27 protein-coding genes are annotated in these 24,926 nt (G+C 40.9%); 24 read left to right on the forward strand and 3 right to left on the reverse strand.

Going from position 1 to position 24,926, the window contains the following annotated elements:
- Nucleotides 1-12: 12 nt before the first annotated feature.
- Nucleotides 13-1,170, reverse strand: a complete 1,158-nt coding sequence (locus HMPREF2626_RS09390; protein ID WP_070620554.1) for a 5-methyltetrahydropteroyltriglutamate--homocysteine S-methyltransferase — start codon at nucleotides 1,168-1,170, stop codon at nucleotides 13-15.
- A gap of 594 nt (nucleotides 1,171-1,764) precedes the next feature.
- Between HMPREF2626_RS09390 and HMPREF2626_RS09395 the strand changes: the two genes are divergently transcribed.
- The 10 genes from HMPREF2626_RS09395 (at nucleotide 1,765) to HMPREF2626_RS09440 (ending at nucleotide 10,040) form a co-directional block, all read left to right on the forward strand.
- The gene (locus tag HMPREF2626_RS09395) at nucleotides 1,765-2,196 is read left to right on the forward strand and encodes an OsmC family protein (RefSeq protein WP_070620557.1); all 432 of its coding nucleotides are present in this window, start codon (nucleotides 1,765-1,767) and stop codon (nucleotides 2,194-2,196) included.
- A gap of 1 nt (nucleotide 2,197) precedes the next feature.
- Nucleotides 2,198-3,214, forward strand: a complete 1,017-nt coding sequence (locus HMPREF2626_RS09400; RefSeq protein WP_070620561.1) for a glutathione S-transferase C-terminal domain-containing protein — start codon at nucleotides 2,198-2,200, stop codon at nucleotides 3,212-3,214.
- 89 nt (nucleotides 3,215-3,303) lie between these two features.
- Entirely contained in the window at nucleotides 3,304-3,945 is a 642-nt protein-coding gene (locus HMPREF2626_RS09405; protein ID WP_070620564.1) for a glutathione S-transferase family protein, read from the forward strand.
- A gap of 3 nt (nucleotides 3,946-3,948) precedes the next feature.
- Nucleotides 3,949-4,398, forward strand: a complete 450-nt coding sequence (locus HMPREF2626_RS09410; RefSeq protein WP_070620565.1) for a GNAT family N-acetyltransferase — start codon at nucleotides 3,949-3,951, stop codon at nucleotides 4,396-4,398.
- A 23-nt stretch (nucleotides 4,399-4,421) separates the two neighbouring features.
- Nucleotides 4,422-5,369 (forward strand): cysteine synthase A, encoded by a 948-nt coding sequence (gene cysK, locus HMPREF2626_RS09415; protein ID WP_070620567.1) that lies wholly within the window; start codon nucleotides 4,422-4,424, stop codon nucleotides 5,367-5,369.
- Nucleotides 5,370-5,403: 34 nt separating this feature from the next.
- Complete coding sequence (locus tag HMPREF2626_RS09420; protein WP_070620569.1) at nucleotides 5,404-6,240, forward strand: phosphate/phosphite/phosphonate ABC transporter substrate-binding protein; 837 nt, start codon at nucleotides 5,404-5,406, stop codon at nucleotides 6,238-6,240.
- Between the two features lie 26 nt (nucleotides 6,241-6,266).
- The gene (locus HMPREF2626_RS09425) at nucleotides 6,267-7,067 is read left to right on the forward strand and encodes an ABC transporter ATP-binding protein (protein ID WP_070620572.1); all 801 of its coding nucleotides are present in this window, start codon (nucleotides 6,267-6,269) and stop codon (nucleotides 7,065-7,067) included.
- A gap of 1 nt (nucleotide 7,068) precedes the next feature.
- Entirely contained in the window at nucleotides 7,069-7,827 is a 759-nt protein-coding gene (locus HMPREF2626_RS09430) for an ABC transporter permease (RefSeq protein WP_070620574.1), read from the forward strand.
- A 9-nt stretch (nucleotides 7,828-7,836) separates the two neighbouring features.
- Nucleotides 7,837-8,904, forward strand: coding sequence for an ABC transporter substrate-binding protein (locus tag HMPREF2626_RS09435; RefSeq protein WP_070620577.1), 1,068 nt, complete (start codon nucleotides 7,837-7,839; stop codon nucleotides 8,902-8,904).
- 14 nt (nucleotides 8,905-8,918) lie between these two features.
- A complete protein-coding gene (locus tag HMPREF2626_RS09440; protein ID WP_083294433.1) occupies nucleotides 8,919-10,040 on the forward strand; it encodes an acyl-CoA dehydrogenase family protein in 1,122 nt (373 codons plus the stop codon).
- A 69-nt stretch (nucleotides 10,041-10,109) separates the two neighbouring features.
- Here the strand turns inward: HMPREF2626_RS09440 and HMPREF2626_RS09445 are convergent, their stop codons facing one another.
- Together HMPREF2626_RS09445 and deoC are read right to left on the reverse strand one after the other, a co-directional pair.
- On the reverse strand, nucleotides 10,110-10,817 hold the full coding sequence (locus HMPREF2626_RS09445) for a GntR family transcriptional regulator (RefSeq protein WP_070620580.1): 708 nt from the start codon (nucleotides 10,815-10,817) through the stop codon (nucleotides 10,110-10,112).
- 61 nt (nucleotides 10,818-10,878) lie between these two features.
- A complete protein-coding gene (gene deoC, locus HMPREF2626_RS09450; protein ID WP_070620583.1) occupies nucleotides 10,879-11,589 on the reverse strand; it encodes a deoxyribose-phosphate aldolase in 711 nt (236 codons plus the stop codon).
- A gap of 207 nt (nucleotides 11,590-11,796) precedes the next feature.
- Between deoC and HMPREF2626_RS09455 the strand changes: the two genes are divergently transcribed.
- From HMPREF2626_RS09455 to HMPREF2626_RS09520, 14 genes are all read left to right on the forward strand, one after another.
- Complete coding sequence (locus HMPREF2626_RS09455) at nucleotides 11,797-12,198, forward strand: PTS sugar transporter subunit IIA (RefSeq protein ID WP_070620586.1); 402 nt, start codon at nucleotides 11,797-11,799, stop codon at nucleotides 12,196-12,198.
- A gap of 25 nt (nucleotides 12,199-12,223) precedes the next feature.
- A complete protein-coding gene (locus tag HMPREF2626_RS09460) occupies nucleotides 12,224-12,715 on the forward strand; it encodes a PTS sugar transporter subunit IIB (RefSeq protein ID WP_070620589.1) in 492 nt (163 codons plus the stop codon).
- A gap of 11 nt (nucleotides 12,716-12,726) precedes the next feature.
- Nucleotides 12,727-13,620 (forward strand): PTS mannose/fructose/sorbose/N-acetylgalactosamine transporter subunit IIC, encoded by an 894-nt coding sequence (locus HMPREF2626_RS09465; RefSeq protein WP_070620592.1) that lies wholly within the window; start codon nucleotides 12,727-12,729, stop codon nucleotides 13,618-13,620.
- Between the two features lie 15 nt (nucleotides 13,621-13,635).
- Nucleotides 13,636-14,457 carry a PTS system mannose/fructose/sorbose family transporter subunit IID gene (locus tag HMPREF2626_RS09470; protein WP_070620595.1) on the forward strand — a complete coding sequence of 274 codons (822 nt, stop codon included), beginning with the start codon at nucleotides 13,636-13,638 and terminating at the stop codon, nucleotides 14,455-14,457.
- A gap of 141 nt (nucleotides 14,458-14,598) precedes the next feature.
- Nucleotides 14,599-15,078 carry a PTS sugar transporter subunit IIB gene (locus HMPREF2626_RS09475; RefSeq protein WP_070620598.1) on the forward strand — a complete coding sequence of 160 codons (480 nt, stop codon included), beginning with the start codon at nucleotides 14,599-14,601 and terminating at the stop codon, nucleotides 15,076-15,078.
- Between the two features lie 12 nt (nucleotides 15,079-15,090).
- A complete protein-coding gene (locus tag HMPREF2626_RS09480) occupies nucleotides 15,091-15,915 on the forward strand; it encodes a PTS mannose/fructose/sorbose/N-acetylgalactosamine transporter subunit IIC (RefSeq protein WP_070620601.1) in 825 nt (274 codons plus the stop codon).
- Nucleotides 15,896-16,723, forward strand: coding sequence for a PTS system mannose/fructose/sorbose family transporter subunit IID (locus tag HMPREF2626_RS09485; protein WP_070620604.1), 828 nt, complete (start codon nucleotides 15,896-15,898; stop codon nucleotides 16,721-16,723). The genes HMPREF2626_RS09480 and HMPREF2626_RS09485 overlap by 20 nt, the downstream gene beginning before the upstream one ends.
- A gap of 1 nt (nucleotide 16,724) precedes the next feature.
- Nucleotides 16,725-17,786: an SIS domain-containing protein gene (locus tag HMPREF2626_RS09490; protein WP_070620606.1), complete on the forward strand. Its 1,062-nt coding sequence runs from the start codon at nucleotides 16,725-16,727 to the stop codon at nucleotides 17,784-17,786.
- Nucleotides 17,787-17,795: 9 nt separating this feature from the next.
- A complete protein-coding gene (locus HMPREF2626_RS09495; RefSeq protein WP_070620609.1) occupies nucleotides 17,796-18,797 on the forward strand; it encodes an SIS domain-containing protein in 1,002 nt (333 codons plus the stop codon).
- Nucleotides 18,798-19,355: 558 nt separating this feature from the next.
- Entirely contained in the window at nucleotides 19,356-20,090 is a 735-nt protein-coding gene (locus HMPREF2626_RS09500; RefSeq protein ID WP_070620612.1) for a GntR family transcriptional regulator, read from the forward strand.
- A 161-nt stretch (nucleotides 20,091-20,251) separates the two neighbouring features.
- On the forward strand, nucleotides 20,252-21,400 hold the full coding sequence (gene nagA, locus HMPREF2626_RS09505; RefSeq protein ID WP_070620615.1) for an N-acetylglucosamine-6-phosphate deacetylase: 1,149 nt from the start codon (nucleotides 20,252-20,254) through the stop codon (nucleotides 21,398-21,400).
- 17 nt (nucleotides 21,401-21,417) lie between these two features.
- The gene (locus tag HMPREF2626_RS09510) at nucleotides 21,418-22,584 is read left to right on the forward strand and encodes an AgaS family sugar isomerase (RefSeq protein WP_070620618.1); all 1,167 of its coding nucleotides are present in this window, start codon (nucleotides 21,418-21,420) and stop codon (nucleotides 22,582-22,584) included.
- Nucleotides 22,585-22,627: 43 nt separating this feature from the next.
- Nucleotides 22,628-24,415: a glycoside hydrolase family 35 protein gene (locus HMPREF2626_RS09515; protein WP_070620621.1), complete on the forward strand. Its 1,788-nt coding sequence runs from the start codon at nucleotides 22,628-22,630 to the stop codon at nucleotides 24,413-24,415.
- A 6-nt stretch (nucleotides 24,416-24,421) separates the two neighbouring features.
- A complete protein-coding gene (locus HMPREF2626_RS09520; RefSeq protein ID WP_070620623.1) occupies nucleotides 24,422-24,910 on the forward strand; it encodes a PTS sugar transporter subunit IIB in 489 nt (162 codons plus the stop codon).
- Nucleotides 24,911-24,926: the final 16 nt, after the last annotated feature.

Consider the following 24,926-nt stretch of genomic DNA (forward strand, 5'->3'; position numbering starts at 1 on the left):
TATCCTTCTTTCTTAGTGGACATGGTCGGCATCGGACCAAATACGACGGGCGATATCGCGGATGTGGGCGAGTTTCTGCCATTGGTCGGCTTCGGTCAACAGGTTGCCTTCTTCCGTTGATGCGAAGCCGCACTGGGGACTGAGATAGAGCTTGTCTAAGGGGTGATAGTGGCTAGCCTCTTCGACACGCTGGATAATGGTATCGGGATCTTCGAGATCAGCTTGTTTGGAAGTGATCAGACCCAAGACCACATCAACAGAATTGGGAACTTCGCGGAGCGCTTCGAACCCGCCTGCCCGGTCCGTATCATATTCTAAGAACTGACGGTCGAAGTCTTGCTGGGCAAAAGCATAAGGAGCGATGGCATCATAAGCCCCCTGGGACGCCCATTGCGAGCGGAAGTTGCCCCGGCAGTTGTGGGTGGCAATCACCAGGTCATCTGGCCGTCCTTTAAGCACCGCGTTATTGACTTGAACGAAGTCTTTGGCTAAAGATTCAGCTAATGGATCGAAAGCTTCATTGCGGAAGGCATAGATTTTCTCGAAACGCTCGCGGTCGACTAAAGTAATCCAAATCGGGTCATCGAACTGGAGGAAGCGAGCCCCAGCCTGGTAAAGGTCTTCGAGAACTGTCTGATAGGTCGACTGGATATCTTCGAAGAGGGATTCCTTGTTGGGGTAGATCCGTTTAACATTGGCTAATCCTGCCTCTGTTGAGGTCAAGTCATAGTAGAGTCGGGCTGGCGAAGGCAGGGTCAGCTTGGCGTCCACACCTTCATAGTCAGCCAGCACATCCCGGAGAAAAATAAAATCATCAATGAAGGGATGGTTGCTTCCTGATAGCTTGGCCACCAAGTCTAGGCTATCGGCCTGGTACTTGACTTCTGTTTCTGATAGGTGGAAATTGGCTGCGGTCCGATGGCGATTCACCGCTTCAATACCAGTCAGCCCCCAGAAAAAGTCGAGGTGCCACCAAGTGCGGCGGACTTCGCCGTCTGTCACTTGGCCATAATCTAGCTCAACTTGCTTAGCGACAAGTTCTCGGATGGCCTGGTCTTCCACTTGACGTAAATCGGCGTCCGAAATCTGTCCTTGGCTGTGTTGCTTACGGGCTTGGAGGACTTGGGCAGGTCGCAGGAAACTCCCTACAATGTTATAACGTTTCTTCATGGTCTCTAATTTCTCCTTCTATTCAACTTACTTTTATATAGCATAAATAATCAATTTAATATTAGTCTCTATGATCGGTATTGTCAATCAATAGCCTAATACTTTTAGAATAAAAAAACGATCACAAGTGATCAAGAAGAGAAAGGAAATATGATAAATATTAATAATGAGATAGTTTTTATTAAAGTTTGATTAGATATGGCTATGATAAATATTGAACAAGAGAATGCAGCGTGCTATAATGAGAACGATTTAAGAGATGGGGGTGCAAATACAAATGAAAAGACGATGAATGGACACTATGCGCACTATGTTAGTGAAATTTGTGAATGCAGCCCTCGACTTCAATATGATCAGCAATTGGAGATAATTTAGAAATAATTTTTTAGATTATAAAAAGTATAAATCAAAGGATGATAGATCTGAGCAAGAGTGTGTAAATTTTACCATTAGAGTATTTATCTTTTGATATTTTAAATAATCCGTAATTACCTCCTATAGAGAACTTGCTTTTTTCAATTAATCTGATTATTTTGATGACGAGATAGGCGTTCGCAAATGCGAAGGCTTTTTTGCGTGGAATGGAGGTAGTACATGAGTGAAGAAAATTTAAAATTAACGTTTCCAGGTGGTCTGGTAACGAAGACTAAAATTGGAGAAACAACCTTAATTACCGATTATCCAGAGGAACGGGGGGGAAATGGTATTTCATTTAACCCTTGGAAAGTCTTTTTATCGGCTATTCTGACCTGTCAAGGAGTCAACTTGGCCAAATACTGTCAAGCTCATAACTTAGATTATTCAGATATAGAACTTGAGCTAGAAGCTAAGGTCGAAGATACACGTCGTGATGAATTTCCAGAATATGATTTGAAAGTGACCATTCCTGATAACTTACCTGAAGATTCGATTGCTGATATGGTTCAAAGCTTTATGGATTGTCCGGTTGTTAATCATTTGACTGAACTGAAGCCGATTATGAAAACCTATGTCAATGGAGAATTGATGGGAGAGAAGAGACGGTAAGATGGAGAAACTACATGGCTCATCTAGACAGAAACAGATGCTAGCAGAAATTGATAATAGAGGATATTTTAATAGGCAATCTAATCAGTTGAGTCAAGGCTTTGGCCCTGGAGAGTTACCGGTTGAACCAGGGAGATATCGTTTAGCGTGGGCTAAAATTTGTCAATGGTCTAATCGAGCTGCAATTGTCTTAGATCTGTTAGGTCTTACAGATTGTATAAGTAAGACATTAGTAGAAAAACTAAAGGGACAAAAGGAACTAGGTTGGCAGTTTACTGGTAACCAAGAGGGGGTAGATCCTGTCTTAGGTATCCGCTATTTAAATGATGCATACTCAAAGGCCTCTACTGACTATACTTTACGTCCTACAGTCCCTGCTTTGATCGATTCGAATACAGGAAAAGTGGTCAATAATGATTTCCATCATTTGACCTTGTATTTTGAAAGAGATTTCAAGAAATATCAATCAGAATATGCACCTGATCTATACCCTAAAGCAGATAGAGAAATAATCGACCAGCTAAATGATTGGCTTTTTCATAATGTTAATAATGCCGTATACCGAGCCACATTTGCTCGCTCTAAACGAGCTTATTGGCAGGCGTATTATGGCTTCTATGCAGGAATGGATCGTTTGGAAGAACGTTTAAGTAAACAAAGGTTTTTATTGGGGGACTATGTTACGGATAGTGATGTTCGCCTATATACTACTTTAACTCGTTTAGATATACGTTATGCTTATCAGCTAGGTCCAACTAAGAAAAGATTGGTTGACTATCCAAATTTATGGAATTATGCGAGAGAACTTTATCAAATTCCTGCTTTTTCAACCAATACCTTCTTTGAGGAAATTATGTTACCTAGTGAAACGGAAGAAGCCGAACCTTATTTGTCTTTCAATAGCCGTTTCGCAAAGCAAATTGATTTTGATTCCATTTGGAGAGCGGGGCAATCGAGAGACTACTTAAGTTCAGATCCTGATAATGTATACAAAAAAGGGAGGCTGATTGATGGTTAACTATCAATTAACGTGGGACCCCTATGATCATCGAGCTTGTTATTTGGCTTGCTTAAGTCACTTATTAAGCGGTAGTAATGAGTCAAATTATGCAAAAAAAAGGTTATGCAGAAGCAGTTAGTCTAAAGATAGATGACAATACGATTTTCAAAGACGTAGAAAGTATTGAAAACTGGATTATTGACAAACTTTTAGAGCAAGGTTTGGATTTACTTAATCCTCTAGACTACCAAGAGGAGTTACAGCTTGTAGATAAACTTACAGGATCATGTCTAAAGACTCTGTTAATAACCAATGATTTGCCAGTATATATTGAGTCTTATGATTATTTTTATGAGTCCTTGACCTATTTGAATCATATCTTAGAGAATCGTCGTTATCTTTGTGGAGACAGAGTATCTCAGATGGATTTTAAATTAGTCATAACATTAGCTTATTACGAGCTAGCTTATTCAAGATACTTACAGCCAAGTAAAGCTCGTCTGGTAGACTATCATAATTTGTGGGACTACTGCCGGGATCTTTATCAGTTTGAGGCCCTATTTGATTGTCTTCATTTCAAGGACTTTGCAGCATCCTATCCTATTGATAAACAAGACAAGGATTATTGGATTAGTTCTTACTATGACATTGTCGTACGTGAAACAGACTGGCGGACTATTTGGGAAAGACCAGCTAAGCGAGAATATTTAAGTCTCAATGCATATAAGAAGTTTAGATTAAGGAATTAAAATATGGAAATTTATCGAATAACAGATCAAGAATGGTTGAAGGCAGGAGTTTACTATGTTCGATTTGCTACTGATCTAGTTGCTTTTAAAGATGAAATTTCTCTGAAAGGAGAATTTGCTGAAGATAAACCGGAGCATAGCTATGTGCTTCTAATGGAGAATGATCTTCCTATTTCAACTTGTCGGATCAATTGGATAAACGACTATCAGGGCAAAATAGAAAGGGTGGCTACACTCCCAGACTATTGGCATCAGGGTTATGGTCATAGAGTGATTGAAGAAGCAGAGAGTTGGATTAAGGATACAGGTCGTCAGCAAGTCGTCATCAATGCTCGGCGTGCTGTTCTAGATTTTTATACGAGTCTAGGTTATGTTCCAAACTTTAATAAGGTCATCGGTAGTGGAACTTTTGAATGTGTTTATACTGAGAAAAATTTAAGAGATAATAGTTAAGCAAGAGTGAAAAGAGTGAAATTATGGCAATAGTAACAAATGACATTACAGATTTAGTAGGCAATACGCCCCTTTTCAAATTGAATAATATTGTACCTGAGAATGTAGCTGACATATATTTGAAGTTAGAATCCTTCAATGTAGGCGGAAGTATTAAGACGAGAACAGCCTTGAATCTTATTTTGGATGCTGAAGAAAAAGGGAGAATAAAAAAAGGCGATACGATAGTAGAAGCAACTACGGGAAATACTGGAGTTGGACTTGCTTTGATTGGTGTTGCTAAGGGCTATAAAGTTCTCATTATTATGCCTGATAATGTTGATGCTGCTAGGGTAGAAATTTTAAGGGCCTATGGTGCCGATATTGAATTTGTTGACCATTCAGGTGGCGTTAACGGCTTGATAGAAGTGGGAGAAAGCTACGATAAGAAAGATGGGTATGCTTTTATGCGCCAGTTCTCTAATCCAGCAAATCCGGAAACTCATATAAAATCAACTGGTCCTGAAATCTATGAGGCACTTGGTCAAGCACCAGATGCTTTTGTTGCTGGAGTGGGAACAGGAGGGACTTTGACAGGAACAGCAAGTTACTTAAAGAGTAAGAGTTCTGACATGTTAGTATACGCGGTAGAACCTGCTGAATCAGCTGTTCTGCACGGTGAAGAAAAAGGGTCTCATAAAATTCAAGGTATTGGAGCAGGGATTATTCCAGACACTTTAGACACAAAAATTTACGATGAAGTTTTAGATATTCCATCTGAAGAGGCAATAGAAATGACCCGGCGCTTAGGTAAAGAAGAAAGCATTTTTGCTGGAATTTCTAGTGGTGCAAACACCATTGGAGCTATTGAAGTAGCGAAAAAGTTAGGTAAAGGTAAGATTGTGGTTGCTATTGCTCCAGATACAGGTGAACGTTATATGGATTCAGGGATATTTATGGATAAGGGAAGTTATACCCCAGTGAAAGATTAATTAAGAACTTAGAAGAAGAAAGGAAGATAAAATAATGGATAAAATTAGATTAGGTGCAGTAATGTCTTCGCCTTCTGTTCCAGAAATTTGGTGGGAGTTTGGGAAATATCTTAAGGACCATGGTTTAGAATTAGAAATGGTTTACCATGATTTCTATAAACCTCAAATTAATAGTTTTTTAAGAGGAGAAATTGATGTTACATGGAATGGTCCATTAGGGTTTGTTGCAACTAATCATTTTGCAAAAGGCAAGCAACTAAATGGTCCAATGAGAGATACTGATTTAGATACCAAGAGCCTTATATTAGTTAGAGAAGATAGCGATATTCAGAGTCTTGAAGATCTAAAGGGTAAAGTCATAGGATTTGGGTCTTCTGATTCTGCTGAAGGCAGAATTGCTCCAATTAGTTATCTTAGAAATAACGGCTTAGATATTGGAAAAGATTATACTGAAAAATCATTTTCTGCAGATCCTAATCAATTGTTTGGTACTTTTGCTCAAGGAGAAAGAAAAGCTCTTAAAGCATTACAAGATGGAGAGGTAGATGCTTCTGCTTGCTGGATTGGTATGTATAATGGTTGGATTAATAATCCAGAAGTCGATACAGAGGGAATTCGGGTTTTAACTGAAACATCGACTTTTGATCATTGTATATTCTGTGGACGACCTGATATTGATCCTGATCTTTATAAGAAGTTTGTAGATCTTATGATTAATATGGATAAATCAGATCCAAGAGTACAAAAAGGTATGGAAATGGAGCACCTAAATAAATGGATAGAAGGCCGAACTAGTAATTTTAAATTACTTCAAGATGGTTGTGAATATTTAAATATCTTCGATAATGATTTTAAAGATATTAATTTCTAACATTAATTAAGGGATGAGGAAAAAATTTGAAAGAATATCCGGTTCTAAGCGCAAAAAATATATCGCATACTTATGAATCTAAAGATGGGCAAAGAATAAAAGCTATCGAAAAAATTGATTTAAATGTTATGGAAGGAGAATTTGTTGCTTTAATTGGAACGAGTGGCGGAGGGAAATCCACCTTGCTGAAAATTATTTCTGGATTGATGGAGCCAACCACTGGAGAAGTAGAGATTAATGGTGGGCCAGTCGATTTTCAAAAAAATCGAATTGGATATATTTCTCAAAGTGATACATTATTACCTTGGCGTAATATATTAGATAATGTTTCTATAGGATTAGAAATGCAAGGTTTTAATAAGGCGGAACGCTATGAACGTAGTAAGGAATTTATCGATAAATTTGGCCTAAGTGGTTTTGAATATAAATATCCTAAAGAATTATCTGGAGGTATGAGTAAACGCGCTTTAATCATTAGAGCTCTAGTGATGAAACCTAGTATTATTATTATGGACGAACCTTTTGGCCCGTTAGATGTATTTACTAGGGAAGTTTTACAGCAAGAGGTTTTAAAAATATGGAAAGAGGAGAAAACAACTTTTCTTTATGTCACTCATGATATTATGGAGGCTATCTATTTAGCTTCTAGAATTGTTGTCTTAACCCATCGGCCTGCTAGGATTAAGGCAGAATTTGATGTGGATTTCTCATTAGAAGGTAGTATTGAGGATATTCAATATCACCCAGAAGTAATTGAAATTCAGAAGGAAATTTGGAATGTCATGCGTGAAGAGGTTGCACGATCGCGTCAGGATATAGGAGGATAGTATGAGTAAAAAAACATTAAAAGCTCCAAGCTTGTATTCTTTAATATTCCTTGTTGTCCTGATTGTACTTTGGCAAATAAGTGCAAACTTCGGTTGGATAAACACTTTTTATTTTAGTGCCCCAAATTTGATAGTGCGAGATTTAGTAGAAATGATCACTTCGGGTTTGGCTTGGGAGCATACAGTATTTACTTTTGGAATCTCTATAATCGGCATTATTATTGGGGGACTTACGGGCATGATTGTCGCATATTGCTTATCCCGCTTTGATTTCATGGAAGCCGTTTTGAGTCCAATAATTGTTATGATTAACGGTATACCAAAATTGGCTTTGGGCCCCTTATTTGTTGTTTGGTTTGGTATAGGAACTTATGCAAAAATTGTGATGTCTACTATTATGGTTTTCTTTCTCTTCTTTTTTAATGCCTATGCAGGTTTTAAAAATGTTAACCAAGATTTGATCGGTTCACTGAAGATGATGGGGGCAACCCGCAGTCAAATTGTAACTAAAGTTATTTTACCTTCGACTCTCCCTTGGTTAGTTCCATCTGTTCGTACAGGCATGGGGGCTGCTCTTCAAGGGACAATTGTTGGTGAATATTTAGGTGCTACTAAAGGATTAGGTTGGATGATCCAGAACGCAGGTGGCGTCTTTAATATTACGAGAGTAATGTCCTGTTTATTCTTACTGATGGTTATCATGTATGTTATCGATTGGCTACTAGTGTCATTAGAAAAGAAGATTTTAGTATGGAGGTAGGAATTTGTTATGAAAAAGAAAAGTATATTTGGAGTAATTAGTTTATTATTACTGGCGTTAGTTGTGGGAGGATGTAATGAAGCTGCCACGAATAGCGGAGATAATCAGGCTTCAAAGACAGAAAAAGTAAGTCAAGCTAATGAAAACAAGGAACTAGAAAAAGTGACAATCACTGAGCCAGCACATGTAGTGCTTTGGGCACCAGTGTATTTAGCGAAAAACTTAGGTTACTTTGAAGAACAAGGTTTAGATGCTGAAATTACGACTGTTCAAGGGGATACACCTACAGCACCCGTATTGTCAGGTCAAGCGGAATTTGGCTTATTTGGGCCAGAAATGATTACAGGCTTTAATGAACAGGGTCAAGGAACTAAATTAATAGTAACGACAACTAAAAAATTCCCATATGCGTTAGTGTCTGGGAAGGATTTTCCAACTGTTGAATCATTAAAGGGGACCACTATTAATGCACAGGATAGCGGGAGTTCTCCAAGACAATTTGCCCGTGCGAGCCTGAAAAAGGCCGGTCTAAATCCAGACTCAGATGTAACTTATGCTAATGTTGCTAATCCTGCTGTTTTAGCTGCTCTAGATAGCGGCGAATTGTCAGCTTCAGTTGCTTCGCCAGAAATTAGAAAACAAGTACTTGATGCAGGAAATAATCTTCTCGTAGACATGTACGATCCTAAGGTACATAAAGATATTTTAGGGTCAGAAGATTATGAAATGTACATTACTTTTGTGAAGGATGAGCTAATCGAAAAGAATCCAGAACTTGTTCAAAAGTATGTAAATGCTGTATATAAAGCTATTTTATGGATGAATGAAAATAGTGTTGACGAAGTAGTGAAGAATTTAGAAGCCGATTTTCCTGAAATGAAGAATTTAAAAGAAGTCGTTACAGAAATGAAAGAGCAAGAGTTATTATCTAAAGACGGTGGCTTCACTGATGAAGGTTTTGAAGCAATCAAACGCATGTCAAAAGAAGCAGGCGTTTTGAAGAATGATATCGAAAAAGAAAAAGTTATAGATGAAAGCTTTATTAAGGAAGCCCAAGAAAACGTAGAATTAAACTAAGAAAAGGAGTTACTATGTTAGATATTACCAATATTTATCAAGAAACCAGAAAGTTTGCTAAAGAATTTATTGATCCAATCTCTTCGAATTTGGATAAGGAATGTCGGTTTGCTGAAGAAGTTTTTGAAGAGTTGGGGAAAAAAGGTTATTTCAAATTAATTATTCCTAAAGAAATGGGAGGTTTAGGGGGAGGCATCCGAGAAGATGTTGAAGTTGTTCGAGCAATAGCTGAAAGCAATCCTTCCGTTGGTTTGTGCTATATGATGCATAATGTGGCGTTAAGCTATTTATTAAAATATGGCAATGATACGATTAAAGAAAAAATTGTTAAGGACATCGTTGAAAATAATGTTTTCTGTGCTCTTAGTGGGACTGAAGCGAGTTCAGGTGTTCATATGCAAAATTCAAGCTTTACTGTTGATATTGAAGGAAATACAGCAACGATTAATGGTTCGAAGCATATGGTTACAAGTGGGGGCTTTGCTACTTGGTATATGACGATTGCACCAGAAAAAACGGGATCAGACCATATCATTAACTGGTTTGTTTCTAAAGATACAGAAGGTGTAAGCTTTGAAGAAAATGGCTGGAATGGAGTAGGAATGCGAGCCAATGCCTCAGTACCGATGCATTACAAAGATGTTAAGGTAGATGTCAGTCATGCAGTGGACGCCGCTAAAGTAGAAACTAAGCCTTTAAAAGTTGATACGCTTTATTTCCTATTAGGATTAACAGGAGTTTATTCTGGTTTATGCACGAGTCTATTTGAAGCTGCGAAAGAACATGCAATTAGTCGGACCTATCCGGATGGTAGGACTTTAGCTGATGTAGATATTGTTAGCGATCATCTTGCAAAAATTTACTGTTATTCAGCTTCAGCGGTTAGTCTTGCTCATGAAGCTGTGCAAGCGTATGAAAATGACAGCGAAGATGCCTTCCAAAAGATTATTTCTTCGAGAATTGTAGCCTCTGAAAATGCTATCGATTCATCAAAATATGCTATGCGTGTAGGTGGGGGTAAAGCGTATAATCGTGTAGGACAAATTGAACGTATGATGCGTGATTCTTATGCTGGACAGGTCATGGCACCAAGTGTTGATGTTCTTAAACAAATGTTAGCGGGAACTTTTAAGTAATTCATCAATAGGAAATTGAGCAGAAAAAAAGTTGCTAAAGTGTTTTATAGCTTTAGCAACTTTTTATTTTCACACCTTAATCACAAAACTAAATGAATTGATGTCCCCCCGATAAGTCGATTTGGAGTACTCAATGGCTGTGTTATCCGCAATACGAGCGACTGATTTGAAGTAGTAGAGGGGATCACCCTTGGCGATATTTAGGAGGGCAGCTTCAGTTTCATCTGCTTTTCTTATTTCGAGGTGGCGTTTAATTTGGGTGATTTCTTTGTCCATGGTTTTCAGGGTGTGATAGAAACTTTGACTTGTGAAATTAACTGTTTCGAGGGCTTCATTCCCCTCGTAAGGAATATAAGTTGTGACCAAGACAATTGGCGTCCCATTACTAAAGCGGAGACGGATGAGCTTGATGACAGGCGCTTCTTTTTTGATTTCGAGCGCGTCAGCTACTTCCTCATCTGCTGGAATGACAACTTGGCTAATGACCTGGGTTGAGGGATCGAGCCCTTTTCTTTTCATTTCATCATTATAAGACTCGATAATATGAGTAAAGCTTTGGTCGATTTTGCTGCTGATTACCTTGGTGCCAGCTTTCTTCTTGCGGTGGAGATAGCCTTCATCAACAAGTGTTTGGATGGCGGTACGAATGGTTGTCCGACTCACTTCATATTCCTTAACGAGGTCCAGTTCTTTGGGGATAAGGGAATTTTCTGGATAGGTCCCATTTTCGATTTTTTTACGCAGGTCATCAGCGACTTGTTCATGTAATTTACTCATAGAATCTCCTTCTTATTTAAATAAAAATCGATGAGGCAGAGCTCATCGATTTATTATTCCGCTAAATGATAATTTTGTCAATCTTTTGACTTTCCATACGTTCTTTCAGCTCGTTAATGATCGCAATGCCTGAACTACAACCGATGCGCTCCGCCCCTGCTTCAATCATGGCAAGGAAGCTATCAGCATCCCGAATGCCGCCTGCTGCTTTGACTTTAACGGCGTCGCCAACGGTTTCTTTCATTAGCTTCACATCTTCTACTTTTGCTCCGCTAGAACCGAAACCAGTGGATGTTTTGACGAAATCAGGCTTCACTTCTTTAGCGATTTCAGCCAGCTTTTTAATTTCTCCCTTACTTAGGTAGCAGTTTTCAAAAATAACTTTAGATACAACCCCAGCATCGCGACAAATTTTGACAATTTTTTCCATCTCTTCCTGGATATAGGTATAGTTTTTGTCTTTTAATTCTGTGATGTTGATCACATAATCGATTTCAGTTGCGCCATGAGTTATGGCATCCTGGGTTTCAAAACATTTAGCTGCAATGGTTGTTTGGCCTAAGGGGAAGGCGATTGCGGCACCGACATTGATATCAGTTCCAGATAGGACCTTAGCGCAGAGTTTACTTTGTGTTTGATTGATGGCTACCATCTTGAAATGGTAGTCCTTAGCTTCTTCGCAGAGTTTTGTGATATCCTCTGAAGTCGCATCAGCTTTAAGATTGGTATGGTCAATGAGTCGAGCAAGTTGGTCAAGGGTATATTCAGCCATAATTTATCCTCCTAAATATGTAATTACATAATAATATTATGATTTATTATAAAAAAAGTCAACAAGAAATATAAAAGCGCATTCATTACTTGTATTTTGTTGTAAAAGTTTGTAAAAACATTAACAAAGTATTAAAATATAATTGACATTCATAATATTATGTAATAACATATAGTAAAACAAGGATATGAAAGGGGTTACTTTATTATGAAATTACTACTTGCGACCCACGGGAACTTTGCAGAGGGGATTTTGCAGAGTTATGAAATGATTGCGGGTGACAGTGCCGATATTTCAACTGTCATCTTAAATGAATTAGGCATCGAAGACTTTCGAAGCCGCCTTCACCAGACTTTAGACCAACTCCTGGCGACAGATGAAGTTTTGGTCTTAGTTGACTTACCAGGTGGGACACCTTATAACGAAAGCTTAGCCTATCAGTTAGAACGCCCACAAGGCTTGGGTGTTGTTTCAGGACTTAATTTACCGATGTTGATTGAGGTCGGAATGGGCCTTTCAAGTTCAACCCTAGACGACTTAAAGGCAACGGCTTTAGAATTCGGGAAAAATGGCATTCAATCAACGGATGATATCTTAGGCGACTTATAATCTTTATCCAAGGGAGGAGACCATTATGACAATTTCACTTATACGTGTTGATGACCGGGTCATCCATGGGCAAACCACAACGCGCTGGACTAAAGCGCGCCCATGCTATGGTATTTTGGTAGTTAGTGATAAGATTCATGCCGATAAATTACGCCGGCGTGTGCTTAAAGCAGCGGCTGGCAAGTATAAACTGGGTATCTATACCGAAAAACAAAGCTCAGATCGAATTCAAAAAGCGATTGATTCCGATAAGAATTACTTCCTTATTAGTGATTCACCGCAAAACTTTGCTAGCTTATTGAAAGCTGGGATTAAATTTGGGGATGCTCTCAATGTGGGACCGATGAATACCCGACCTGGAACTAAGGTCCTGGGACGAACCGTGGCTATTGATGAAGAAGACTATGCTGCTTTTGAGTATATTGAATCCCAAGGGGTTAAGGTCTACTTCCAGCTCCTTCCAGATGATGAGAAGAAGCCATGGGCTGCGATGAAGAAGAAATTTGATAGCCTATAGGAGGAGAAATCATGGATACAAGTTTATTTCTGCCCGCGCTTTTAACCGCTATCTTTTGTTATTTAGGCGCGATTGAGTCTTCCCTTCTTCTAGGGATGACAGGTGGTTTTTATATTGTGGGACGCCCACTAGTTGCAGGTTTATTAGTCGGTCTAGCTTTCGGTGATGTCCAGGCCGGGGTCTTGTGTGGTCTGGCTGTCCAAGGGGTCTTTATCGCTAACCTCTCAACGGGTGGTGCAACGAACTCTGAGATTACTTATGCCTCTTATGGGGGGATTGGTTTAGCACTAGCTACAACCAAAGATCCCGCTATTGCGGTGACCTTGTCTGTGCTAATTGGTCAAACCTTCGGACTTATTTTCTACAATACACGGATGGCTCTCTATTCGTTCTGGAATAACCGCGCCCAAAAAGCTGCGGAAGACTTAGATGATCGAGGCATTGTCCTGAACCACTTCATCCTGCCTCAAATTACAACTTTTCTAATCCGGGCTGTTCCAATCTTCTTAGCCATTTACTTCGGTCGTGACCTAGTGGACGCTCTTTTAAAGAGCGTACCTGAAATTGTCACTCATATTATTTCTGTTCTAGGTGGCGTACTCCCAGCATTGGGGATTGCCATGCTGATGGCCATTGTTATTAAAGAAAAATTACATCTGATCTTCTTTTTTGCTGGCTTTGTCCTTTTAGCTTTCGCAGACTTAAGTATGATTGCGCTCGTCTTTATTGCAGCTTTAGTGGCCTATCTGGTTTACTTGTCTTCACAAAATACAGCTCAATCAGCAAAGGCTGCAGCCTCTTCAGGAACTTCAGTAACAGTGAATGACAAATCGAGTTCAGCATCGTCTAGCCAGCCAGTAGTTGATGACGAGGACGACTGGTTTGAAGATGAAGATCTCTTTTAGAAAGGAGCGCGTAAGATGTCAGCAGAAGTACAACAAAAATTAACGAAGAAAGAATTACGACAAATTTGGAGACGTTGGGCCTTTACCCATCTGTCCTCTATGTCTTATGAGAAGATTCAGGGGCATTCCTGGGCCTTCGCTTATCTTCCATTTGCAAATAAATATTATGCTAAAGATCCAGATAGTAAACGCCGGCTCCTTGTTCGCCATTCCATGTTCTATAACACAGAACCTCAAACGGGACAACTGATTAATGGGATCGTAACTTCCTTGGAAGAACAAATTGCCCTAGGTGAAGATGTTGATGAACAAATGCCTGTTAATATCAAAACCTCCTTGATGGGCCCTATAGCGGGGATTGGAGATTCTATTATTCAAGGGATTATTGTTCCCCTCTTGCTCTCAATCGGTATGGGCCTAGCAGCTAATGGGAGTGCGGTCGGTCCAATTTTCTATATTATCGCCTACGGAATCATCGGGACGGCGATCTCTTACTTTAGCTACATGTATGGTTACCGTTTAGGGGTTAACGCTATTGATGCGATCATTGGCGAGAATGCTTCACGGATCACAGAAGCCTTTAATGTTTTAGGGATTATGGTTATTGGGGCCCTGTCTGCCTCAACCATCCATTTGACCACTCAATTAAATATCCCGATGGGTGAAGAGGTTCAACCGCTTCAAGACGTGCTGGATGGAATTTTCCCAGGGATACTCCCTCTAGCGATGGTACTCTTTGCTTGGTGGCTGATTTCAGCTAAACAGATGACAGCAACTAAAGTAATTCTTATCCTTACAGCGGTTATTACAGTAGGTTGCTTGCTTGGGATCTTCTAGGGCCTATTAAGAAAAAATGCTGCCGATAAGAATATTTCGGCAGCGTTTTTAATAGGGTAATAGAAATGTTTTGGATTAGAGAAGCTAGGATTAATTTTCTTATTCTATATAGATTGTAAAAAAGTGAAGGAGTATTTTATTATGATTAAGTTATGCCGTGTCGACCATCGTTTGCTGCATGGTCAAGTAGCAATGGCTTGGACTAGTTTTTTAGGAGCAAATTGCTATTTGATTGCTAATGATAAAGTTGCTGAGGATGAGGTATGGAAGAATACTTTACGTTTAGCGAAACCTAGCAATGCTAAATTGGTTATGAAAACAGTGGATGATGCGATTGAAGCCTTGAATAGTGGAGTAACAGATAAGTATCAGTTAATTGTTTTAGTTGAAAGTGTAAAAGACGCTAAAAAACTAGCAGATCAAGTACCGGATATTCAATCGATTAATCTTGGTGGCCAGAAATTTGAAGAAGGCCGGACTCAAATTGGGAAAGCTTTTTTTATTTCAGAGGAAGATGAAAGCGGTTTAATAGAGCTGGCAGAGCGAGGAGTTGAACTGGACTTACGACAAGTTCCTGGTGAAAGTAAACATGATATCGGAAAAGAATTATTAAATAAATAGGAGGCTAGGGTGATGGAAAATAATGTATTAATAGCTGTTCTTTTAGGTTTAACAGCTATGCTTGCGAATGGTGAATATTGGCTAGGGTCAAGCATGTTGAGTCGTCCATTAGTAACCTGTACGATTACAGGACTTATCATGGGAGATATGGTCACTGGTATTAAGATTGGGGCCATGTTAGAACTAGCTTTTGTTGGGTCCTTTTCAATTGGAGGTGCCATACCACCAGAGATTATTTCAGGAAGTATACTGGGAACGGCTTTTGCAATCGGAACGGGACAAGATACAGCTGTTGCTTTAACACTAGGTCTGCCAATAGCCTCTCTTGTATTGATCGCTAAGAATGTTGGTTTCTTATCTATCCTTCCCTACTTTGTTCATAAGGCAGATACTTATGCAGAAAATGCAGATGTGAAAGGGATCGGTCGTATGAACTTCCTAGGTGGTTTCTTTGCAGTTAACTTACCTATTGGTTTAATTGTTTGTATTTCTTATTTATTGGGAAGCCCTTTTATTCAAACATTAATTGATAATATCCCCCAATTTATTATTGATGGCTTAGGTATTGCAACGGGATTATTACCAGCATATGGATTTGCTTTACTTTTAAATATGATGGTTAATAAACGTAATGTTGTTTTCTTTATTTTAGGTTTTGCTTTAGCTGTTTATCTTAAAGTTCCCGTAACAGGTGTAGCTATTTTTGCTGCTATTTTAGCTTTGATTCTGACGGGCTACGCGAATTTGAAAGAAGAAAATACTTCTGAAGCAGTTGCTGCATCGTCCACTGTAGGTGTAGGAGAAGGAGAAATTGATTATGAAGATGAAGAATTCTAATACCTTAACAAAAAGAGATATGATGAAAGTCTTTTGGCGGTCCTTTACAATTGAATGGTCATGGAACTATGAACGCCAAATGAACTTAGGTTATACCTATTCTTTACTCCCTGTACTTCAAAAGATTTATCCTCAAAAAGATAAACTTTCTGAGTCGATGAAACGCCACATGGAGTTTTTTAATATAACACCGTGGATATCGACTTTTCCTATGGGGATAACCATAGCTATGGAGGAAACAAATGCAAGAGATGATCAGTTCGATCCTTCAACTATTAATAATATTAAGATTGCATTGATGGGCCCCCTTAGCGGTATTGGCGATTCTCTTTTCTGGGGAACACTTCGAGTCATTGCTACAGGTATTGGTACCTCATTAGCTATGAAAGGGAATGTCCTAGGCCCTATTCTTTTCTTGCTTATCTTCAATATTCCAGCTATTGCTGTAAGGTACTACGGACTTTTCTTGGGTTACAATATAGGTGCAGATTTTATCGGAAGTGTTCAAAAATCAGGCTTAATGGAGCGCTTAACTTATGGAGCTTCGGTTATTGGGCTTGCTGTTGTGGGCGCCATGACAGCAACTATGGTTACTGTTAATATGCCATTTACAATTGGTTCTGGGGATGATGCATTGACTATATCAGGACTAGCAGATAGTGTTGTACCTGGAATTCTTCCACTAGCATTTACAGGGTTTATTTATTATCTGGTTAAAAAAGGTGTTAAATCGTATTGGATTCTTTTGTTAATCGCTGCGATTGGTATCCTCGGTGCTTATACAGGTATCTTAGGTTTGGGGGAATAAAATGAAATCGATGCACCACTATGTTCATCAAGAAAAAGAAATTAATTTAAAATTACTTGATAATAAACATTTACTAGATCCAATACAAGATTTAAGTTTAAAGGCTTGTAAAGGAATTGTTATTTATGCTACAGGTTCCAGTGCCAATGCAGTTAATGCCGCTAAACCTTTCATGGCAAAAATCCTTAACTTACCTATTTTTGTGAGTGAACCCTCTTTAGCACTTAGCTATGATAATCAATGGCAAGATAATTATATATATATAGCGGTTTCGCAAGGCGGCCACAGTTCTTCTGTGATTAACCTAGTTGAACAACTTCAACACGAAAACCATCAAGTATGGACATTAACATCTGACCTAGAGAGTCCTCTAGCTAAAATTTCTAGTAATCTTTTACATTTAGATATGCCCATCGAAGAAATGCCTTATGTCACAGCAGGATATACGGCAACTATCCTATATTTGTATCTCTTTGCCTTAAAAGTAGCTTATAAAGAAAAGATAATTTCTAAAAAAACTTACAGCTCTTACCTAGACGAATTAACGAAAGTGGTTAAGCAAGCAGATTCTGTGATCGCTTTAAGTGAAACTTGGATCAAAGCAAATTTTAATGATTTTGAATTAGCTCGGCGTTTTGTCTTTATTGGTTATGGAGCAGCGTATGGTGTAGCCAAGGAGGCGGAGACAAAGTTTACAGAAACCCTGCATTTGCCTGCCCATGGACACGAACTAGAGGAATATATGCATGGACCTTATTTGGGCTTGAATCCAAACGATATCCTTGTTCTTATTGATCCATGTGGCCAGTTGAGCGATAGAATGAAGCAATTGAGGATATTTTTAGATAAGCATATGAAGCGAACTTACCAGATAAGCATTGGCCAAAGTGGTCAGGGCTGTAGAGATTTAGAATTTAAATTAAATTGCAGTGAGTATTTTGCTCCCCTCTTACTGACAATTCCAATTCATTTACTAGCTTACGAATTGTCTCAAGCTAAGGGGATTGACTTAACAGTTTCTTTTTATCCTGATTTTGATGAAATAACTAAATCTAAGATATAGGAGGATATCATGATAAAGTTTAATGAAGAGCAGAAATTAAAGGCAGTTGAAGGCGCACTAGCACTTCGTCCTCAAATTAACCAAATTATTGATGCGATTTGTGAACAAGGCTATCGAAATATTTGTTGGTTGGGTATCGGAGGAACTTACGCTTCAGCTTTACAGGCAGAAGTCCATATGAAAGAGCGGTCTGAGATTGAAACTTGGGCAGAGAATGCCTCTGTTTACTATACTACTGGTAATCGTCGAATTACTGATGAGACCTTAGTTATCATCTCCTCGGTATCTGGTACTACGGATGATATGGTTCGAAGTCTAAAAAAGTTAAAAGAGAATTGCCAGGCAAAAGTACTCGCTTTTATAGATAAGGGCGAAGATACGCCTATCGGGCATTTAGCAGATTATGTCATTATGTATCCTGAAAATGAACAATTGAAATTTTTTATGGTTGCCGATCGTTTAATGTATAATGCAGGAGAATTTAATAAATACGAAGACTTGTATAGTGCTCTTGATAAATATCTAGCTCAAGCTTTAGTTGAAGTGGCTAAGGAGAGCGACAGTTTTGCACTTGAGTTTGCTCAGAAGCATCATGAAGATCCTATTCATTATTTTGTAGGTGCAGGAAATCAATATGGAGCTACTTATTCGTATGCAATGTGTTACTGGGAAGAACAACATTGGCTAAGAACCAAATCGATTCACTCAGCTGAATTCTTCCATGGGATGTTTGAAATTGTTGATCGAGATACTAATGTCACCTTGTTTATTGGTGAGGATAGTCAGCGAGAACTTAGTCAACGTGTTGAGAAATTTTTACCGAAAGTTTGTGCACGTTATACAGTTATTGATACTGCTCAGTTTCCCTTAGAAGGGATTCCAAAAGAATTTAGAGGAGATATTTCCCACTTAGTTATGATGGAAGTATGCCATCGAATTGATGCACATATTGAAAAAATTAATTGTCACCCTACAGAGATTAGACGGTATTATCGTCAATTGGATTATTAATCTAATTACTTGTTTAACTTTCTCAAAACCTTCTAAAGTAAAAATCTTGATTGATAATTACTTTAGAAGTTTTTTTAATTTCTAGTATGGGTGACTAGTAACCCAAAAATCTGTGCTAATTATTTTTGAACAGTAGCAGAGTATTGAAGTTGATGGCTAGCCATGATCAAGTGAGCATCAAGGTGCAAGCCAGAGAGCCTATTCCTGAAAACTTGGAGTAAGTTGGAATAGAGACAAGTTCACTTGCATGTTTCCAACTGGAGAAAGCACTTCAATATCCTCTTTTCGACTCCAACTGAAGTGAATTATAAATCGTGAGCTTTAGCTAGAGTTGGTTCTTTGCACAACCAACACACAAATGCAGAAACGGAATGCAATATGCACTAAGATAATTTGATCAATTTTATTTATTATGAAAAATGGTTTTATTATTCATATTTGGTCGATATATGTGATTTCCAATTGACTTTCCCTATGAAAGGGGTTAAAGTTAGCTTAACTGGTAATGACAAGTGGATACAAGTAACCAGTGAATTTAATAATACGAAGGATGATTTTATGACAGCGTTACGGAAGAATTCTTCCGAAGCCTTATATGTTCAGCTGGTTGAAGCCTTGATCCAACTGATTGCTGACCAGTATGCTCCAGGTGATAAGATCCTCTCAGAACGAGAGATCTGCGAAACTTATGGGGTGAGTCGGACGACGGTGCGACAGGCTTTGACGGAATTGCTCAATATGGGCTATATCTACAAGCGGCACGGCCTAGGAACTTTTGTGGCAGACCGCCAGTCCCACCGCAAGAACTTGGCTGAGAGCTATAGCTTTACTGAGGGGATGAAGAAGATTGGGAAGGAGCCGTCGACTCAGATCTTAGACTTTGCCTTGGAGCCAGCTAACTATCTCTTGGGGCGCCAGCTTGGCTTATTACCAGATGAGAAAGTTTACCGGATCGACCGCTTACGCTTAGCGGATGGCGATCCGATGATGGTGGAGCGAAGCTATCTACCTGGTCGGGTATTCCCAGGTTTGACAGCCGATCTCCTTGAGAAGAAGCCCCTTTATGAGGTCTTTCGCCAGAATTATGGCCAGGAAATTTCCGTTGCCAATGAGGAGATCACCGCGGCCCTTATGACCAAGCTAGAAGCAGAAGTGCTTGGGACGAGCCCCCATAATCCCTGCCTCAAGATTGAGCGTCTCTCTTATAACTTGGCTGACGAAATTATTGAATTCACTATTTCAACCGCACGGGCTGACCAATTTTCCTATCATTTAAGCTTCCAAGGTCAATAAAGAGATATTTATTGAGATCGTCTATCTGTTCTAGAAATAAAATATTAAGCAATTCTTTAAAAAGACTTGACAAATCGCCCAAAAAAGAATACGCTTACATTAACTGGTAATGACATGTAATACCACTTGTCAGGATGTTCAAAAAAGAAAGGATGACTCCGATGCGACAAGCTATAAAAGCGGACCGGTTTTTCTTAGAAAATGAAATTTTAGGTCCTGGATACTTAATTCTTGAAGATGGCAAATTCCTTACTTATAGCTCAGAAGAGCTTGAAGAAGTAGAGGATGTCTTAGATTATTCTGGCTACTGGGTGGGGCCGGGACTGGTTGATACGCATATTCACGGCTTTAATGGCTCAGATGTGATGGATGCGACGCCAGAAGCCGTTGAAACCATCCGTCAAGGCTTGCCCGCAACCGGGGTCACCAGTTTCTTAGCGACAACGCTGACGGCTTCTGTTGAAGAAACCGATCGAGCTTGCGCTGTAGTGGCAGAAGTGGCAGAGGAAGACCAGGGGGCTAAGATCCAGGGCATCTTCCTGGAAGGGCCCTTCTTTGTGGAAGCCCACAAAGGAGCCCAGAATCCAGACTACTTCATTGCACCAAGCCCAGATGTGCTTGACCAATGGCAGAAATCAGCTAAGGATTTAATCCGCAAGGCGGCCTTGGCCCCTGAATATCCTGAAACGGCAGCCTTCATTGAACGGGCTAAGGCACTCGATGTCAAGGTAGCTATTGGCCATACCGATGCCAGTTATGACCAGGCCCGACGTGCAGTCGACCAGGGAGCTAGTTTATTCGTCCATACCTTTAATGGGATGAGTGGGCTCCACCACCGGGAACCTGGCGTTGTTGGTGCTGCCATGACCCTGCAGAATACCTATGCCGAAGTAATTGCAGACGGTCACCACGTCACCCCAGCAGCTATTAAGGCCCTGCTGAATGCCCGCAATGTCAATAACACCCTCTTAGTCACAGATTGCATGCGAGCAGGTGGCTTGGAAGATGGCAATTACACGCTGGGAGAGTACCCTGTAGAGGTGAAAGAAGGGGCTGCCCGCTTAAGTAATGGTAGTTTGGCTGGTTCGGTCCTCCAACTCAAGGATGCCGTTCGCAACTTGGTTGACTGGGAATTAACGACCGTTCACGAAGCCCTGAATATGGCGAGTGCAGTAGCTGCCCGCAGTGTCGGAATTGATGACCGCTGCGGGTCAATCAAGGCCGGGCGTGCCGCTGACTTCATCGTCATGACGCCCCAGCTTGAACTCCAAGCTACCTATATCAACGGACAAGTCGCTTATCAAAAATAATTTGAGGAGGCTATAGAATGTTATTAGAAAGTCAAGAAAAATTAGAAAGCTTAGGGGCTGTCAATACAGCGCCTGAAGTCAAACAACAACCAGAACTTTGGGAAGAAACCCTAGCAATCTACAAAGAAAACCGGGAAGCTCTAGCTGATTTCTTAGGCAAGATTGAAGCTAAACATGATCAAATTCGCATCATCTTCACCGGGGCAGGGACTTCCGCCTTTGTCGGCGAAACCGTTCTTCCTTATGTGAGCGAACAATTGGACGCCAAGAAATGGCGGGTAGAAGCCATTGCGACAACCAGTATTGTCAGCAATCCCTACCAATACCTTGAGAAGGAACTTCCAACACTTCTCGTTTCCTATGCGCGCAGCGGGAATAGCCCAGAGTCTGTAAAGACGGTTCAATTGGCTCAAGACGTAATCGATGACCTCTACCAATTAACCATCACCTGTGCCCCTGAAGGAAAACTCGCACAGAATGCCCAAGGCGACCCTAAGAACTTCTCCCTCTTAATGCCTGAACGCTCGAATGACAAGGGCTTCGCTATGACAGGGTCCTACTCCTGCATGGCTTTAGCTAGTCTCCTAGTTTTCGGCCAAGAAAGCTTAGAAGACAAGGAAGCTCATGTCGCCAAACTGGCCCAAATTGGACGTGAGGTGATTGACCGGGAAGAAGAGGTCGCTAAGTACTTAGAAGGCGACTTCGACCGCGTGGTTTACTTAGGCTCTGGCAGCTTAGCCGGTCTCGCCCATGAAGCCCACTTGAAAGTCCTGGAATTGACAGCAGGTCAAGTTGAAGCTAGCTTCGAATCTTCACTCGGTTTCAGACACGGGCCTAAATCCATTGTTAACGAAGACACCCTGGTCTTCCTCTTCTTATCCAACCATCCCTATACACGTCTATATGACCTCGACCTCTTGAAGGAAGTGGCAGCAGACCAGATTGCGGAAGCAGTGGTCGGCATTGGGGCTCCAGCAGAACCAGCCTATGAAGGGGATGCCTTCACTTACCAAAGTGGGGAAGACCTGCCAGATGCCTACCTGGCTTTAGCTGACGTCATCTTTGCCCAAATCGTCTCCCTCCATACTTCCGTTAAAGTTGGCAATAAACCAGATACCCCATCGCCTACAGGTACAGTGAACCGGGTTGTAAAAGGGGTAATCTTACACGACTACCAAGCTTAAGAGTGAACGACAGACGCGACCAAGACTGGAAAGGATTTGACCGATGACTTCATTCAACATCCAAGGCGAAGATTTTGTCCTCGATGGCCAGCCCTTTAAGATCTTGTCAGGGGCTATCCACTACTTCCGACTGCCGCGCGCAGATTGGGAGCACTCCCTCTATAATCTAAAAGCGTTGGGCTTCAACACTGTAGAGACTTATATTCCTTGGAACTGGCATGAGCCCCAAGAAGGTGAATTTGATTTTGAAGGGGACAAAGATGTCTGCGCCTTTATCGAGACGGCCGAAGCTTTAGGCCTCTATGTCATTATCCGTCCCTCGCCATATATTTGTGCCGAGTGGGAATTTGGCGGCTTGCCCGGCTGGTTGCCTAAGAAATGTCAACGGATGCGGAGCTCTGACCCCGATTACCTCCAGGCCGTGCAAAACTATTATGATGTCCTCCTCCCCAAGCTTAAGCCCTATCAAATCACTGAAGGGGGCCCCATTCTCATGGTTCAGATTGAGAATGAATACGGGTCCTATGGCGAGGATAAGGCTTATCTCAAGGCGATCTATCGGATGCTTCGAGCAGGCGGCATCGATGTCCCCCTCTTCACCTCAGATGGCGCTTGGCGGGCCACCCTAAGAGCAGGGACCTTAACTGACTTGGAAGAGGAAAACATCCTCATGACAGGTAACTTCGGCTCCCGGGCCAAGAAGAATTTCACGGCCCTACGCGCTTACCAAGAAGAAGTTGGTCAGGTCGGTCCTCTTATGTGTATGGAATTCTGGGACGGCTGGTTTAACCGCTGGGGAAGCGACATTGTTACTCGGGAAACTTCCGAGTTGGTCGATGCTGTTAGAGAAGCACTAGAAATCGGTAGTATTAACCTCTACATGTTCCACGGGGGAACTAACTTCGGCTTCATGAATGGCTGTTCTGCCCGAGGGACGCGGGACCTGCCCCAAATTAGTTCTTATGATTACGGGGCTCCCCTAGATGAACAGGGAAATCCGACTGACAAGTACTATGCCATCCAGGAACTTATCCATGAGATGTTCCCAGATCTGAGTCAAGCTAAACCTCGGATTAAGTCTTGCTTAGCTGAACAAGAGCTGAAGCTGGCTGATCGAGTTAATCTCTTTGAAGTCTTAGAGGACATCTCTGATAAGAAGTCGAGCCTCTACCCTCAATCCATGGACCAAGTTGGCCAGTACTATGGCTACATGGTCTACCGGACCCAGTTTGAGAAGGATACTGAGACAGAGCGCCTCCGCCTCATCGATGGCCGGGACCGGGCCCATGTCTATGTCAACCAAGATTTGGTGGCTACCCAATACCAAGAGGAAATTGGGGAGGATATTGAAGTTGATTTAAGTGAAGACCAGAACCAATTAGATATTCTCTTTGAGAACATGGGCCGGGTCAACTATGGGCACAAGCTACAAGCTGACACCCAGGAAAAAGGACTCCGTCAAGGGGCCATGGCCGACCTGCACTTTATGCTCAATTGGGACCATTACCTGATCGACTTTGACCGTGCAGACCAAATCGATTTCAGCAAGGACTGGTCAGAAGGACAAGCTGCTTTCTATCGCTTCGAGTTAGACTTAGACCAAGTGGAAGATACCTTCCTCGATTTGACCGGCTTTGGCAAGGGGATTGTCCTAGTCAACGGTCATAATCTCGGCCGCTACTGGGAGCGTGGCCCGATTCGTAGCCTCTACTGCCCAGGTGCTTTCTTACAAGCAGGCAAGAATGAGATCCTGGTCTTTGAAACAGAAGGTCGGTCAGCAGACCATATTTATTTAAGAGAAGAACATACATTTATTAATATTAAGGAGTGATCAGCCATGATTATTGCATGTCGTATTGATGGCCGCCTGGTACACGGGCAAGTGGCTAACTTGTGGACCCCTAAGTTATCGATCGAACGGATCATCGTTGTTGACGACGTGGTTTCGGAGAATAAGATCGACAAAGCCGGTTTGCGCCTCGCAACCCCTAATGGTGTCCGCCTCAGTGTCCTGCCCGTGGCCCGAGCAGCCAAACAAATTAATGAAGACCGTTACAAGTCGCAACGCGTTCTGATTGTCGCTAAGACGCCAGCGATCTTCCTCGAATTGATTGAAGCAGGCGTTCCAATCGAAGAGATCAATGTGGGCAATATGTCCCAAACAGATGAAACCACTTCGATTAGTAATTCCATTAATGTGGTTCAAAAAGATGTGGATGATTTCCATAAGATCGCAGACCATGGGGTGAAATTAATCGCCCAAATGGCACCGAGCGATCCCGCTAAGGAATTCATGCCCCTACTTGAATCTAAGTTTAAGTCATAATGAATTAAAAATTTTA

The organism is Aerococcus sp. HMSC062A02 (assembly GCF_001809535.1).
Lineage (GTDB): Bacteria > Bacillota > Bacilli > Lactobacillales > Aerococcaceae > Aerococcus.

Excerpts from the sequence above, each read along its gene's own strand:
- HMPREF2626_RS09390 (WP_070620554.1), bottom strand. The coding sequence starts at position 1,170 with ATGAAGAAACGTTATAACATTGTAGGGAGTTTCCTGCGACCTGCCCAA.
- HMPREF2626_RS09395 (WP_070620557.1), top strand. The coding sequence starts at position 1,765 with ATGAGTGAAGAAAATTTAAAATTAACGTTTCCAGGTGGTCTGGTAACG.
- HMPREF2626_RS09400 (WP_070620561.1), top strand. The coding sequence starts at position 2,198 with ATGGAGAAACTACATGGCTCATCTAGACAGAAACAGATGCTAGCAGAA.
- HMPREF2626_RS09405 (WP_070620564.1), top strand. The coding sequence starts at position 3,304 with ATGCAAAAAAAAGGTTATGCAGAAGCAGTTAGTCTAAAGATAGATGAC.
- HMPREF2626_RS09410 (WP_070620565.1), top strand. The coding sequence starts at position 3,949 with ATGGAAATTTATCGAATAACAGATCAAGAATGGTTGAAGGCAGGAGTT.
- cysK (WP_070620567.1), top strand. The coding sequence starts at position 4,422 with ATGGCAATAGTAACAAATGACATTACAGATTTAGTAGGCAATACGCCC.
- HMPREF2626_RS09420 (WP_070620569.1), top strand. The coding sequence starts at position 5,404 with ATGGATAAAATTAGATTAGGTGCAGTAATGTCTTCGCCTTCTGTTCCA.
- HMPREF2626_RS09430 (WP_070620574.1), top strand. The coding sequence starts at position 7,069 with ATGAGTAAAAAAACATTAAAAGCTCCAAGCTTGTATTCTTTAATATTC.
- HMPREF2626_RS09435 (WP_070620577.1), top strand. The coding sequence starts at position 7,837 with ATGAAAAAGAAAAGTATATTTGGAGTAATTAGTTTATTATTACTGGCG.
- HMPREF2626_RS09440 (WP_083294433.1), top strand. The coding sequence starts at position 8,919 with ATGTTAGATATTACCAATATTTATCAAGAAACCAGAAAGTTTGCTAAA.
- HMPREF2626_RS09445 (WP_070620580.1), bottom strand. The coding sequence starts at position 10,817 with ATGAGTAAATTACATGAACAAGTCGCTGATGACCTGCGTAAAAAAATC.
- deoC (WP_070620583.1), bottom strand. The coding sequence starts at position 11,589 with ATGGCTGAATATACCCTTGACCAACTTGCTCGACTCATTGACCATACC.
- HMPREF2626_RS09455 (WP_070620586.1), top strand. The coding sequence starts at position 11,797 with ATGAAATTACTACTTGCGACCCACGGGAACTTTGCAGAGGGGATTTTG.
- HMPREF2626_RS09460 (WP_070620589.1), top strand. The coding sequence starts at position 12,224 with ATGACAATTTCACTTATACGTGTTGATGACCGGGTCATCCATGGGCAA.
- HMPREF2626_RS09465 (WP_070620592.1), top strand. The coding sequence starts at position 12,727 with ATGGATACAAGTTTATTTCTGCCCGCGCTTTTAACCGCTATCTTTTGT.
- HMPREF2626_RS09470 (WP_070620595.1), top strand. The coding sequence starts at position 13,636 with ATGTCAGCAGAAGTACAACAAAAATTAACGAAGAAAGAATTACGACAA.
- HMPREF2626_RS09475 (WP_070620598.1), top strand. The coding sequence starts at position 14,599 with ATGATTAAGTTATGCCGTGTCGACCATCGTTTGCTGCATGGTCAAGTA.
- HMPREF2626_RS09480 (WP_070620601.1), top strand. The coding sequence starts at position 15,091 with ATGGAAAATAATGTATTAATAGCTGTTCTTTTAGGTTTAACAGCTATG.
- HMPREF2626_RS09485 (WP_070620604.1), top strand. The coding sequence starts at position 15,896 with ATGAAGATGAAGAATTCTAATACCTTAACAAAAAGAGATATGATGAAA.
- HMPREF2626_RS09490 (WP_070620606.1), top strand. The coding sequence starts at position 16,725 with ATGAAATCGATGCACCACTATGTTCATCAAGAAAAAGAAATTAATTTA.
- HMPREF2626_RS09495 (WP_070620609.1), top strand. The coding sequence starts at position 17,796 with ATGATAAAGTTTAATGAAGAGCAGAAATTAAAGGCAGTTGAAGGCGCA.
- HMPREF2626_RS09500 (WP_070620612.1), top strand. The coding sequence starts at position 19,356 with ATGACAGCGTTACGGAAGAATTCTTCCGAAGCCTTATATGTTCAGCTG.
- nagA (WP_070620615.1), top strand. The coding sequence starts at position 20,252 with ATGCGACAAGCTATAAAAGCGGACCGGTTTTTCTTAGAAAATGAAATT.
- HMPREF2626_RS09510 (WP_070620618.1), top strand. The coding sequence starts at position 21,418 with ATGTTATTAGAAAGTCAAGAAAAATTAGAAAGCTTAGGGGCTGTCAAT.
- HMPREF2626_RS09515 (WP_070620621.1), top strand. The coding sequence starts at position 22,628 with ATGACTTCATTCAACATCCAAGGCGAAGATTTTGTCCTCGATGGCCAG.
- HMPREF2626_RS09520 (WP_070620623.1), top strand. The coding sequence starts at position 24,422 with ATGATTATTGCATGTCGTATTGATGGCCGCCTGGTACACGGGCAAGTG.